This window comes from Marinococcus halophilus (assembly GCF_002265875.1).
In the GTDB taxonomy this organism is placed as follows: Bacteria; Bacillota; Bacilli; order Bacillales; family Marinococcaceae; genus Marinococcus; species Marinococcus halophilus.
The window spans coordinates 1-11,811 of the sequence record NZ_NPFA01000034.1 but is presented as its reverse complement, the minus strand read 5'-3'; the positions used below and the strand labels follow the sequence as shown (position 1 = coordinate 11,811).

Sequence of the window (11,811 nt, the reverse complement as noted above, 5' to 3'; positions counted from 1 at the left end):
GGTATTTGGTTGTCAGGGCCCGACGGGCCGGTCCGGTGGCAACAGCGAAGAGGTCCCACCCGTTCCCATGCCGAACACGGAAGTTAAGCTCTTCAGCGTTGATGATAGCCGGGGGCTCTCCCCCCGTGAAAGTAGATCGCTGCCGGGCACCAAAGCCTTTTTCTCTTACTGGAGAGAAAGGCTTTTATCATATGAAATGATTTAATAAATAAGGTTGACTATGGCCTCAAAGCTCTTTACAATAGTATTTGTGTCTGCTCCGGACATGCAGGAGTGTACATATAATTAGAATATTTTATTTGCTTCCTTAGCTCAGCAGGTAGAGCGCATCCATGGTAAGGATGAGGTCACCGGTTCGAATCCGGTAGGAAGCTCCATTAACTCAATAACAACGCCAGTCCGCCATGCGGGCTGGTTTTTTTATTGTGAATAGTTTCGACACATGTTATTTTAAAAAACGCGAGAATAGGGTAAACTATATTCGTTCCGGAAAAGGAACGGTTACTGTTAAAGAAGCGGTGGTGAAAGTTAAATGAGGAAAAAGAAGTACGCTGATTATGCTGAGTTACAAGCCTCTGAATTAGAAGGCCGGGATTACGAAATACGTGTGCTGCCAGGAAAAAATAACTCTCTAGCGGCCCTGGCTCCACATGGAGGAGCGATTGAAGCAGGGACCAGCGAACTGGTCGAAGAGCTTCATTGCAGCTATTACTTTTCGGGATATGATTTTCGTGCTAAAAAGCGTACTGATAACAGAACTCTGCACCTCCGTTCGACACATTTCGATGAACCAAGAGCTCTCTGCTTTGCTGCTGAGGCGTTATTTACAGTTACTCTTCATGGGTACCGGGACCAGGAAGAAAAAACTTATATAGGCGGGCTTGATACATTTACCGCGGGATTCATAGGTGCCGAACTGACCGCTGCAGGTTTTAAGGTGGATTTTGAGCCGCCCTCGGCAATAAAAGGAAAGTACAGTGGGAATATTTGTAACAAAAACGGGAGAACTCAAGGCGTCCAGCTTGAGATCAGCTCTGCCCAGCGCCGTGCTTTTTTTGTTAATAATGATTTTCGCAGTGCAAATAGAGGTAACCGCCTTCCGGCTTTTTATGCTTATGCTGAAGCGATTGGAAAAGCTATGATGCAGGCACAAAACGCTATTCGTGCGAGAGAAGTCCAGGTGTCTAAATAAATAACAACCAGGCTGGCTTAACAGCCCGGTTATTTACATAAAAAGCTGATAAAAAGCAATACCTGCGTTTACAGCGAATAAAATACCGAAAAGACCTCCACCCAGTAATGCTGCTGTATTGACTCTTGTCCGTGGATCACGGATTGTGATAGCTGCAGCAAAAGATAAAGTAATAAACGCTGAAAGGTAAAAGCCAAAGCGAAGTATTTCATGAGCCCGGTCGCCGAGTTCCCATGTCAGGGCTTGATAGACCACCCCCATTCCAAATACAAGCATAACTATAAAGCAAATAACACCAATGCGTCGCAGGCCAGGCAGTGTGAGCACCTCCCTTATTTGTTAACTATAGATGATTTTAAGAGTTTAAAAATAAACTGGAGCACGGGCGGCAGTTACAAGCACAAAAATTTTTTGCCTTTGCGTTTTTGACAGCCGGAAATGGCGTCGGGGACGCTCGGGGGAGGCCCCCGCTTTTTCAAAAGTCCGGTAATTTTGATCCTGGAGCCAGTATAACGCACAGGCAGTAACTTTTATAATAAAAGGGGGAAAGAGAGGAGGTTTTTATGTTTACATATCAAATTTACGAAGAGCTTTATTTAAAATTACTCGAGCCATCGGACGCTCCGGCTATTTTTTCGCTGACAGACAACTCCCGGGAACATCTAAAAGAGTGGCTGCCGTGGGTGGATCACACTAACGAAGAGAAGGACACAAGAGCATTCATTCATGAGGCACGCTTGGGCTGGGCGGAGCAAAAAGCGGTTTCTGCTGCTATTGTGTTTCGAGAAAGCATTATCGGAGTAGCTGGTTTTAACCGTCTCGACCAACAAAACAATCTCGGGGAAATCGGTTACTGGCTTGGGAAAGATTATCAGGGGAAAGGCATTATTACGGCGGTCACAGGCGCCTTGATTTCTTATGGATTTGACCAGCTTGGATTAAATAAAATCGTTATTAAAGCTGCTGCCGCCAATGCGAAAAGCCGTGCCGTGCCTGAGAGATTGGGGTTCAAACAGGAAGGGGTACTGCGCCAGGAACACTGGCTGCGGGACCGGTACGTGGATATTGTAGTGTACAGCCTGCTGAACGAAGAATGGAAAAATTAAATGGTCGCCACCGCGCGATGAAGTATATTATAATAGTGCAATGTGTGCAAATCCATAATTAGATTGAGGGGTTATTTTTGGTGATTGTTGTAAGCGGAATGATTGGAATTGGCAAAACGAGTGTCGCCCAGATACTCGGAGATGGCTTGGATTCGAAAGTGTACTATGAGCATGTATCAGAAAATCCGATTCTTCCTCTGTTTTACAAGGCGGATCAACAAGAAATTAATGAAAAGCGGTACCCATTCCTGCTCCAGCTCTATTTTCTACGGACGAGATTCCAATCGATCAAACAGGCGTATAAGGATGATGATGCGATTTTAGATCGCAGTATTTATGAAGACTGGTATTTTACAAAAATTAATCGTGATCTGGGAAACATTAATGACATGGAATTTTCTGTTTATGAAGGCCTGCTTGAAGAAATGATGAAGGAAATTGACGGCCTTCCTTACAAAAAAGCTCCAGATCTTAATGTGTATCTGCGTGGCTCTTTTGAAACAGTCATGGATCGGATTTTTAAGCGTGGACGGGATTTTGAACAGGACGAAGAGCTGGTGGAGTATTACCGGAAGCTCTGGGAAGGTTACGACGACTGGCTGGAAAATTACTACAGTGCTAGTGATACTTTAATTGTAGATATGGATAAGACGGACGTTGTGCATAATCCGCAGGATGCAGAAGCCCTAGTGGAACAGGTAAAAGATCTGTTGCAAGCCAAAAACAAAATATAAAAAATGAAAACTCCCGGGAATAAAGTCTCCGGGAGCTATTTCTTATATAATTAGAAAAATATGAAGGAAAAGTATGGAAAAGGATAAATATTGAATATTATTGCATGACAATCATTGCACTCATATTTCAAAAAATTGTAATAGTTTACAGTTTTCTAACAACAATATGTAAGACCTTGTAGGGTTGAAAGCCGCTGCGTATACTAAGCCGTAAGTAACACATAACAAACAAAAAACTAGGAGGTGACAGCGTTACTTATTAACAGGGAGAATTTATACATATAAGAACCATCAACATGCCTAAAGGCAATACTGTTAATAATCCAACGCGCACTATTTATGAAAAAGTTTGTAATGAGTTCAGCAGTAGCGGCTGCAATTTTATTTGCCCCCTCTGTAGCAGATGCTTCGATTGGGGATCAGAACCTTAAATCGGGAATGAAAGATTCAGATGTCTCAGAGCTGCAGCAATGGCTAAATGATAAAGGCTACGAAGCAGGCCCCGTAGATGGTATTTTTGGCCCGCTGACAAAGCAGGGCGTGGAATCCTTTCAGGCAGCACAAAGTATATCTGTAGATGGCGTTGCTGGTCCTGAAACGTTTGGGGAAATGAATTTAGGCGAATCGAGTACAGGGGAAAGAAGTTCTGAAGATTCAGATAATAAGGCAGTAGCCGCAGAGTCTACATATAACGGTTCTGGATTTGCGCTTCCGGCTTCCGGCCCTGTAACATCTGAGTACGGGCAACGCGGCAGCGGGACCCATGACGGAATTGACATTGGGTATGGCGGCAGTCCCAGTATTTCTGCTTCTGCTGCCGGCACAGTAACATATGCCGGTACAATGAATGGCTACGGCAATACGATTATCTTAGAGCATACTTTGAACGGCCAAACGTATAACACGCTTTATGCACATTTAAATTCGATTCATGTCTCGAATGGGGAAGCGGTATCCCAGGGAGAAAGTATCGGTGTTATGGGGAACACTGGCCGAAGCACGGGCAGACATCTGCATTTTGAAGTACATGAAGGTGCATGGAACGGCGCAAAATCAAACGCTGTTAATCCGCGTTCCTACGTTTCTTTCTAAAAGTAGTTCAAGCACAGCGCATCCTCTTGTCCAGGGGATGCGCTGTTTTGATTATATAAAAAAGCCCCGGCTTTGCGGCCGGGACTTAAAATCAGTTACTCTTCAGAATTACTATTTCCTTCTGATTCGGAAGCAACGTTGTTTTCGATTTCTGCATCTTCACGCAGCTGATCGGTGTATTCCTGCTGTTGCTCAGAGCGTTTTTGAGATTGAAGCTGCTGTTCGATCTGCGGACGCAGGTCTTCAAGAGAGCCAGCATCTTCGCCCTGGCCTTGAGTCATCTGGTTGTACATTTCTTCTACTTCTTCATCGGTAACTTCAACATCTTCAAGCTCTTCATCTAAAAGAGCCTGTATCTGAAGGGAGGTGCGTGCTTCCTCGCGTAATTCTTCTTCTGTGTACCCCTGCTCTTCAAGGGCTTGCTGATATTCTTCATCAGATTCAAACTGTTCTTTGATAGAGCTTATCTGCTCCTCTACATCTTCTTCACTAACCTCATAATCCCCTGCTTCAGCTTCCTGTACTAAAAGTTCCTGGTTAATAAGGGATTCAGCTGTTTGTTCTTTCAGGGTTGATTGGAGCTCTTCATTACTTTGGTTACCGGATGCAGCAGCTTGCGCAGCATACTGCTCGTAGTTAGTAGTAAAGATCGGCTCGAATTCCTCTTTGGTGATTTCTTCTCCATTCACGGTAGCGACTACATCAGGCACATCGCTTAAATCCGGTTCAGGTAAGTCTTCAGACTGCTGTTCATTGGAGTTCTGATTGTTACCAGAGTCTTGGTTATTGCCGGAAGCTTGTTGATCAGAGGATCCTTCGCCTGATTCTTCCTGCTGGTTGTTATCATTGTTGTTATTGGAGCTTTCCTCTGACTGTTGTTCTTCGTTTCCGTTATTATTATCAGAGGAATTTTCCCCGCCGTCGCCGTTGCTGCAGGCGCCAATAATTGCCACCGACAAGGCGAGGCCTGTGCTCAGAATCCATTTTTTGCTCACTCTGATTTCTCCTCTCCATTGTATGCTCTCCGGGCATTGTAACACACGCCGTTACTCCTGTATGCTTTAACAGTCTATAAAAATGTATAATTATTATGAAAACTTGTAAAAGAAGAAAAAAGTATTGAAAGTTACGAAAGAATGTCGGCAAATCTCAAAATTCCTGATAAATAGCTGGAATAGTACGGTTGAAAGAGGAGGACAAACACATGGCTGCGTATTTTATGCTTATTATGGTGGTATTTTTTTATTCTGGAAATATTTTGGTAGGAAAGGCCATAAATGATCTCCCACCTTTTACAATAGCTTTCTTTCGGCTGCTGATTGCTTTTTTGTGCATTGTTCCCCTGGGCTGGAAAAGCGCCTGGAGGGCACGAAATGTATTTTGGGATCATAAGCTGCCGTTGTTGCTGTTAACTGTGACAGGTGTAACGTTTTTTAATACATTCATCTATGGTGCGCTTCAATTTACTTCTTCTACTAACGTTTCTGTATTGGAAACAATAATCCCGGCAGTAACTGTTTTATTAAGTACATATATTTTAAAAGAAAGGCTTCGCTATATTCAATGGATTGGCGTCGTGCTCTCGATTACAGGGGCACTATGGGTGGTGATGAACGGCAGATTATTTGCTATAACAGAAATGAACTGGAACGCCGGCGACGGTATTATGATAGGGGCCGTCGCCTGCTGGTCCATTTATTCCATCGCTGTGAAGCGCTATATGCACCTGTTTCCACCTTACGGCGTGCTGCTTGTAATGACAGGAGCATCGGTTGTAATTTTAGTTCCTTTTATTACTATGGAGTGGCTTCTTCTCGGCGTGCCTTCGTTCGCCTTAGGCGAGCAGCTGCCAAGCCTGATGTATCTGGGCCTCTTTCCGGGCTTCATTGCCCTGTTATTTTATAATCGGGCCGTCGATCAGCTCGGGGCTTCAAAGGCTTCAGTTTTCCTGAATTTCCTACCGGTAGTAACGATGGCAGGGGCGGTACTTTGGCTCGGGGAAACACTAACACCGGCCAAAGTGATTGGAGCACTGATTGTTATAGCCGGAGTTCTGCTCACTACGCAGGGAAGACCGAAACGGTTTCCGGAAGGAAAGAAGAAAAGAAGACTGTAAAAAGCTGCTTCCCCCGTATCGGGAGAGGCAGCGGTTAATGCTCTGCGGGCGCTTCTGGTCCCGATAGAGCACGTTGGTAAAAAACAAGGTCAAGCCAGCGTTCAAACTTATATCCGGCTTTTTTGACCGTGCCGACGTATTCAAAAGCTTCAGTTTCATGCAGATAGATGCTGCCCGGGTTGGAAGAATCGATGCCGGCGATCATAGTGGCGAACCCTTCCTTTTCCGCATGGTCGATCAATGTGCGAAGCAGGATGCGGCCGACCCCGGCCCCGCGGGACTCGGGGTGGACATATACCGAATGCTCAATAGAGTATTTAAAAGCTGCCCAGGGGCGGAACGGGCCGTAAGTAGCATATCCTTGTACTTTTCCATTTTGTTCATAAACAAAAACTGGGAGGTCCTGCTGTTTTTTTGTACGGAGCCACTCCAGCCGGTTTTCTGTCGAATAGGGATGGTAATCGTAGACAGCAGTTGTGTTCAGGATAGCATCATTGTATATTTCGGTAATCGCATGAATATCGGCTTCTTTAGCTGGACGAATGCTCATAGAAAATCTCCTTTCCCTGCTTAAAAGTAATACAATTTCTGTCTTTTCGCAATCATAATGTATAAAGAACGGAAGTGCCGGGAATATATCTGGAAGAGCATAAAGAGAATAGCCGAAGAGGTTAAAACAGGAGGGAGAGTAAAGCATGACACTAAAAGTAATTTTTGATTCCGGGATCGCCGGCAGCGACCGTATCCAGGTGAATGATGAAATCACGTTAAAGTACAGGTGTGAGCATTATGAACCAATAGACGGCTCTCCTTATTTTAAAGTAGATTTTGAAACAAAGGATCCTTTTGAACCACAAGAAGGAACGGTTTATTTTAATGGTACGAATTCCAGAGTGGATAAGTACGGTCACGTATTTTATTTATTATAAAAAGAAGCTGCCCCGGCGGCGGCTTCTTCGTACATAAGAATAAGTGGGAGTGCGGATCATGTGGTTTATTTTAGCGCTGTTAAGTGCCGTTGTATTTGGTTTTTCTTCTTTTTTCATGAAGGTTAATTCTTTTTGGCAGCTGCCGTTAATGCCATTTTTGACAGGGCTCTATACGAGTGGGAGCCTCGGTTTTTTCGGTTATGCCCTAATGGAGGGGACACTGCATTTGAGTCTAGCAGTGCTTCTCGGCGGGGTGATGGTGGGAGCTGGATCCGCTTTTGGCAACCTTCTATACATGAAAGCTTTAAATGTTGGTCCCGCCAGCCTGTCTTCTCCGCTGGTGAATACAAATATTCTGCTGATTGTTCTTTTAGGCTTATTTGTCTATGGAGAGCAGATCGGGGCAGTTCAGTACGCAGGCATTGGTTTAATTATGGCAGCTATCGCGATACTGCCTTTGGATCCCAAAGAAAACTTTTCGATAAAGAGCAGAGCATGGTATGGCTTTATTTTAACTGCGACATTGTTCATGTTTTTTCGTAACGGAGGACTGAAAATCACAGAAGAAGCCGGCCTTGAGAATACCCCGGTGTTGCTTGCAGGCTATCTGCTTGGCATGGTTTACTCGTTATACGGATGGCACCGCAAAAAGCAGCAGCAAGCTCGTTCCGGTGCTCCTGTACATACGGGAAAGGCATTTAGCTGGGGACTGGTTACAGGCATTTTTTCATTTGGGGGGATGCAGCTGTACGCTGCAGCTCTCCGGGAAGGGCCGGCAAGTATTGTTTCACCTTTATTTGCAGCCCACGCGCTGTTAGTAGCGGTGCTTTCGATGTTATATCTGCAGGAGCGTATTACGAGGTACCAGGCGGTAATACTTGCAGTTGTCCTTATTGAGATTGTTTTTCTTCGTCTATAATAAAAAATCCGCCGTTTTCCGGCGGATTTTTACTGGCGTTCGCCAACAACTGCGAAGCGCTGGTTTTCGTGAACGGGGGATTCTATTTCATCGACAACTGCCACAGCGTAATCTGCATAGCTGAGGTAGCTTTCTTTGTCGCTGTTAAGCGGCAGAACATCCTGGGAAGTAGAGTAGGAACCAGTACGCCTGCCTTCTACGTCAAAGTTTACAGCCGGGCTGATAAACGTCCAGCGTATGCCGGTTGCCTGCTGCAGCTCCTGTAAGTTGCGGCTCTGCCCGTTAGCTGTCGGTTTTACAGCCTCGGGAAATTCCGGTGTCTCTACCACCTGGGTCGTTTTTCCGTTATCTGTAAACAGGCTGCCGGCACCACCTACCACGATTAAACGGGTATCAGGAGCTTCCTGGATGATAGAAATGAGGTGATGACCTGCTTCTACGTGGGCTTCTTCTTCTCCGAGTCCGGCTCCGAACGCATTCACCAGCACATCAAAATCTTTTATGTCAGAAGCCGTTAAAGAAAAAAGGTCTTTTTCTATTAAACGCATGCTGTGGCCGGAAAGCTTCGAGGCGTCCCGCACAATAGCTGTGACCTCTATGCCCCGGGCTTCTGCTTCTTTTAAAATGCGGCTTCCGGCTTTTCCGGAAGCACCAATAATGCCTGCTTTCATCAATCAATCACTCCTTTTATTTATAGTTTTAGCCTTTGCATCCACGACAAGAAAACATCTCTTTGTATATTATACAAAGAGATGTGCTGTCACATCTGCCAGGGTTTGCTTTTGCAGTTCTGCTTCCATGGCATTTTGGGCCCTCTTAAATGATTGATCGAGGGTGTTTTGAATATTTCGGCCAACAGGGCAGTCAGGATTGGGGCTGCTGTGTGTGGAAAACAGTAAGTCCTCCTGCTGTACCGCCCGGTAAATATCAAGAAGCGTAATGTCCTCCGGACTTCTGGAGATTAAAGCACCAGAGACGCCGGGCTTTGTCTGCAGCAGGCCTGCCTGCTTTAACATGCCTGAAATCCTGCGGATAACGACAGGGTTTGTATTAACGCTTGCTGCCATATAACTGGAGCTAAGTCTTTGATCCGGCTTAGTCGCAAGCAGCGAAAGAATATGCACAGCGACAGAGAATCGTGTATTTATCATTGCTGATCACCACCTGTAACTTTAATGGTTACAAAACGATCATAGAATAACTATTTATAAAAGTTCAGCACCATTTATTATTTGGTTTTATTGCTTCCATATGAGTCAGGGCTGGCTAAGGGCTTTTTATCTATACCCAATTTTAGCAGTAATAGAACCGGAAATTGGAGCGGGAGCATTTCTGGGCGGAAAAGGAGTTAGTGCTCGGCATTCTCCGGCTCTACGTGCACATGTACGTCATGAACGCCGTGCTGTTCAATTAAGGCGTACTCCACTTTCGTAGCTGTATTGTGTGCTTCCTGGATATCGAGTGAAGGATCTACTAGAATCGTAATATCAACAACGGTGTTATTCCCGTAATTCCTTGCTTTTATATTCTGGACTTTTTGGACGTCGTACAGCTCAGAGATTGTTTCCCGGTAATCTTCAATTTTATTCTCATCGAAACCGTCTGTGAGCTGCAGTGCTGCTCCCCGGAAAACGTCCCAGCCAGTTTTAATAATTAATAAACCTACGAGAGCAGCTGTCAGTGGGTCCAGCCAGTACAATTGAAATTGAGCACCGATGATGCCGATAACGGTACCAATGCTCACCATGGCATCGCTCCAGTTATCTTTAGCCGCAGCCATGATAGAGGGACTGTTAATTTTTTTGGACAACTTTTTGTTATAGGTGTAAACACCAAACATGCATACGGCAGCGAAGGCACCAACAAAAGCGGAAATTAAGCCGGGAGGCCCGGATGGCCCATCAAGGATAGACTGAACAGCGCTCACAAATACCTGGAGCCCGACCGCAAGCATAATAAAGGAAGTGAACAAAGAAGCAACCATTTCGGCTTTCCAATGGCCGTAAGGGTGGTCAGCGTCCGGCGGTTTCTGGGAATAGCGGAGCCCAAACAGCACAGCGATCGACGCAATGGTATCAGTTAAGTTATTTAGCCCGTCAGCACGTAGTGCAGCTGAATTGGCCAGCTGGCCGACGGTGAGCTTTAGAGCAGATAGAAACAAATAAGCGAAGATGCTGATAATAGCTCCCCGCTCTCCTCGTTTTAAATTACGTATACGTTCATCATTCATAAGACCAGGGCCTCCTGCGCAAGTGATCGACCTATAGAGTAGCAGGAAAGTTCTCATTGAGTCTACAGCAATGTTTTTCCACGGCGGTATAAAAATGATTGACAGGAAAGAAATTTGCACTACGGCAAAGTTCGTAATAATGTATAAAGTACAAGCTTTTTGTTCCCAATCGCCTGTAATATTTGTTATACTAAACCCATCAACCAGTTATATAACAATGAACCATTCGTTGTGCTTTAATGGGCCGGGGGGGAAACCTGCCTGAGGCAACGGATGGCATCAGCTATCAAGGAGGCCAATAGAATGGTTGAAAGAAATGCAGACGTAGAAGAATTTTTAAATTCGCTCCCGGAACAGCAAAGCTCGGTATTCCGCTACATGCGAGATGAGTATGAAGCCTTGGCAGAGCGGGGGGAGCGGTTTGACGAAGCTAAGAATGACGAACACGTTGAAATTCTGGCCAGTAAAAAATTCGACGTCTCTCCTTTAGAAGCTGGAAACATTTACGCGACGGTAGAATCGCGTATCAACGCTTTTGAAGCCCTGCGTTCTTCGTAAAAACTCTCAGGAAGACTAACTATGTAGAAAAGCCCTGCTGAATCAGCAGGGCTTTTCTTATGGGAAGCGGAAAATTTAATACTGCATAAATAATTCCTTGGCTCAGGGTCCGCGTTGTAGAAATAACTGTTAAGGAGAACGATCTATCTGATACAATATATCCGTACCTTTCATTAGAGGCGGAGGGCCAAAGCATGAAAAAGATCTTTTACAGTCTGCTTTTTGTTATAGGGGCAGTTTTGTTAATTAATGCATCATTTTTTGCACTTCCGCAAAAAACTGTCGCATCCCTTTTAACGCACCAGGACGAACCTCAAAATGCCGATGTTATTATTGCTCTCAGCGGCGATTTTGAGCGCTTATATACAGTAGCTGATTTGATAGAAAAAGGCTACGCGGATAAAGTGATCTTAACCAACGGGGAAGATGGCAGCTTTAATGAGAATCTGGCAGTGCGGGCAGGCATACCTGAAGAAGCGATTATTATGGAGAATCAGGCCTCCAGCACCCATGAAAATGCTGTGTATTCAAAAACGATTATGCAGAAGCGAAATTTTGATTCAGCCCTGGTGGTAACAAGTGATTATCATATGAAGCGAACAAAAATTCAATTTGATGACGTGATGACAGACACTGGTATTGCTCTGGATTATGTTCCTCATGTGCATGCAGAAGAAGCCTGGGGGCCTAAGCATGTCCAGCTTTGGAAGGAGTTTTATAAACTCACGGGCACAATAGGGATCGAATCATGGGAGCGGATGTCATAAAAAAACGAGCAGAGGCACTCTGAAGTGACCTAAATAAATGAGACAGATAAAAGCACCTCTCACGTCGTATTCGTAGTAGGATCGACAGATGGAGGTGTTTTTCTTATGGGAGAAAGTAAACGACGGTATCCAGCAGAAGTGAAACGGGAAGTCCTTCGGCTGAAATGG

At 45.0% G+C, this 11,811-nt stretch carries 15 protein-coding genes, 1 tRNA gene and 1 rRNA gene; 11 read left to right on the top strand and 6 right to left on the bottom strand.

What is annotated here, in order from left to right; genetic code table 11:
* The first annotated feature begins 31 nt into the window (after nucleotides 1-31).
* From rrf to CHL76_RS16360, 3 genes are all read left to right on the top strand, one after another.
* A 5S ribosomal RNA gene (gene rrf, locus CHL76_RS16370) occupies nucleotides 32-148 on the top strand.
* A 153-nt stretch (nucleotides 149-301) separates the two neighbouring features.
* Nucleotides 302-377 (top strand) — tRNA-Thr (locus CHL76_RS16365).
* 155 nt (nucleotides 378-532) lie between these two features.
* Nucleotides 533-1,192 carry a poly-gamma-glutamate hydrolase family protein gene (locus CHL76_RS16360; protein ID WP_094909142.1) on the top strand — a complete coding sequence of 220 codons (660 nt, stop codon included), beginning with the start codon at nucleotides 533-535 and terminating at the stop codon, nucleotides 1,190-1,192.
* Between the two features lie 33 nt (nucleotides 1,193-1,225).
* On the opposite strand, the gene CHL76_RS16355 is transcribed toward CHL76_RS16360, so the two are convergent.
* Nucleotides 1,226-1,468: a hypothetical protein gene (locus CHL76_RS16355; protein ID WP_094909141.1), complete on the bottom strand. Its 243-nt coding sequence runs from the start codon at nucleotides 1,466-1,468 to the stop codon at nucleotides 1,226-1,228.
* A gap of 287 nt (nucleotides 1,469-1,755) precedes the next feature.
* Between CHL76_RS16355 and CHL76_RS16350 the strand changes: the two genes are divergently transcribed.
* The 3 genes from CHL76_RS16350 to CHL76_RS16340 all read left to right on the top strand — a co-directional run bounded on the left by CHL76_RS16350 (nucleotide 1,756) and on the right by CHL76_RS16340 (nucleotide 4,124).
* Nucleotides 1,756-2,298 carry a GNAT family N-acetyltransferase gene (locus CHL76_RS16350; protein ID WP_094909140.1) on the top strand — a complete coding sequence of 181 codons (543 nt, stop codon included), beginning with the start codon at nucleotides 1,756-1,758 and terminating at the stop codon, nucleotides 2,296-2,298.
* A gap of 80 nt (nucleotides 2,299-2,378) precedes the next feature.
* Complete coding sequence (locus tag CHL76_RS16345) at nucleotides 2,379-3,032, top strand: deoxynucleoside kinase (protein WP_079475139.1); 654 nt, start codon at nucleotides 2,379-2,381, stop codon at nucleotides 3,030-3,032.
* A 339-nt stretch (nucleotides 3,033-3,371) separates the two neighbouring features.
* Nucleotides 3,372-4,124: a peptidoglycan DD-metalloendopeptidase family protein gene (locus CHL76_RS16340; protein ID WP_094909139.1), complete on the top strand. Its 753-nt coding sequence runs from the start codon at nucleotides 3,372-3,374 to the stop codon at nucleotides 4,122-4,124.
* Nucleotides 4,125-4,219: 95 nt separating this feature from the next.
* Here CHL76_RS16340 and CHL76_RS16335 read toward each other — a convergent pair whose 3' ends face one another.
* Nucleotides 4,220-5,119 carry a SurA N-terminal domain-containing protein gene (locus tag CHL76_RS16335; RefSeq protein ID WP_158219215.1) on the bottom strand — a complete coding sequence of 300 codons (900 nt, stop codon included), beginning with the start codon at nucleotides 5,117-5,119 and terminating at the stop codon, nucleotides 4,220-4,222.
* 209 nt (nucleotides 5,120-5,328) lie between these two features.
* On the opposite strand from CHL76_RS16335, the gene CHL76_RS16330 reads away from it, so the two are divergent.
* Nucleotides 5,329-6,240, top strand: a complete 912-nt coding sequence (locus CHL76_RS16330; RefSeq protein ID WP_094909138.1) for a DMT family transporter — start codon at nucleotides 5,329-5,331, stop codon at nucleotides 6,238-6,240.
* Nucleotides 6,241-6,274: 34 nt separating this feature from the next.
* On the opposite strand, the gene CHL76_RS16325 is transcribed toward CHL76_RS16330, so the two are convergent.
* The gene (locus CHL76_RS16325; RefSeq protein WP_094909137.1) at nucleotides 6,275-6,790 is read right to left on the bottom strand and encodes a GNAT family N-acetyltransferase; all 516 of its coding nucleotides are present in this window, start codon (nucleotides 6,788-6,790) and stop codon (nucleotides 6,275-6,277) included.
* Between the two features lie 145 nt (nucleotides 6,791-6,935).
* On the opposite strand from CHL76_RS16325, the gene CHL76_RS16320 reads away from it, so the two are divergent.
* Nucleotides 6,936-7,169, top strand: coding sequence for a hypothetical protein (locus tag CHL76_RS16320; protein WP_094909136.1), 234 nt, complete (start codon nucleotides 6,936-6,938; stop codon nucleotides 7,167-7,169).
* A 58-nt stretch (nucleotides 7,170-7,227) separates the two neighbouring features.
* Nucleotides 7,228-8,088 carry a DMT family transporter gene (locus CHL76_RS16315; RefSeq protein ID WP_094909135.1) on the top strand — a complete coding sequence of 287 codons (861 nt, stop codon included), beginning with the start codon at nucleotides 7,228-7,230 and terminating at the stop codon, nucleotides 8,086-8,088.
* Nucleotides 8,089-8,117: 29 nt separating this feature from the next.
* Here the strand turns inward: CHL76_RS16315 and CHL76_RS16310 are convergent, their stop codons facing one another.
* The 3 genes from CHL76_RS16310 to CHL76_RS16300 form a co-directional block, all read right to left on the bottom strand.
* Nucleotides 8,118-8,759, bottom strand: a complete 642-nt coding sequence (locus CHL76_RS16310; RefSeq protein WP_079475146.1) for an NAD(P)-dependent oxidoreductase — start codon at nucleotides 8,757-8,759, stop codon at nucleotides 8,118-8,120.
* A gap of 69 nt (nucleotides 8,760-8,828) precedes the next feature.
* The gene (locus CHL76_RS16305) at nucleotides 8,829-9,239 is read right to left on the bottom strand and encodes an Rrf2 family transcriptional regulator (protein WP_079475147.1); all 411 of its coding nucleotides are present in this window, start codon (nucleotides 9,237-9,239) and stop codon (nucleotides 8,829-8,831) included.
* 197 nt (nucleotides 9,240-9,436) lie between these two features.
* Complete coding sequence (locus CHL76_RS16300) at nucleotides 9,437-10,318, bottom strand: cation diffusion facilitator family transporter (protein WP_079475148.1); 882 nt, start codon at nucleotides 10,316-10,318, stop codon at nucleotides 9,437-9,439.
* A gap of 303 nt (nucleotides 10,319-10,621) precedes the next feature.
* Here CHL76_RS16300 and CHL76_RS16295 point away from each other — a divergent pair, with 303 nt between their 5' ends.
* Nucleotides 10,622-10,876 carry a hypothetical protein gene (locus tag CHL76_RS16295; RefSeq protein ID WP_079475149.1) on the top strand — a complete coding sequence of 85 codons (255 nt, stop codon included), beginning with the start codon at nucleotides 10,622-10,624 and terminating at the stop codon, nucleotides 10,874-10,876.
* A gap of 194 nt (nucleotides 10,877-11,070) precedes the next feature.
* A complete protein-coding gene (locus tag CHL76_RS16290; RefSeq protein ID WP_079475150.1) occupies nucleotides 11,071-11,643 on the top strand; it encodes a YdcF family protein in 573 nt (190 codons plus the stop codon).
* Nucleotides 11,644-11,811 lie beyond the last annotated feature (168 nt).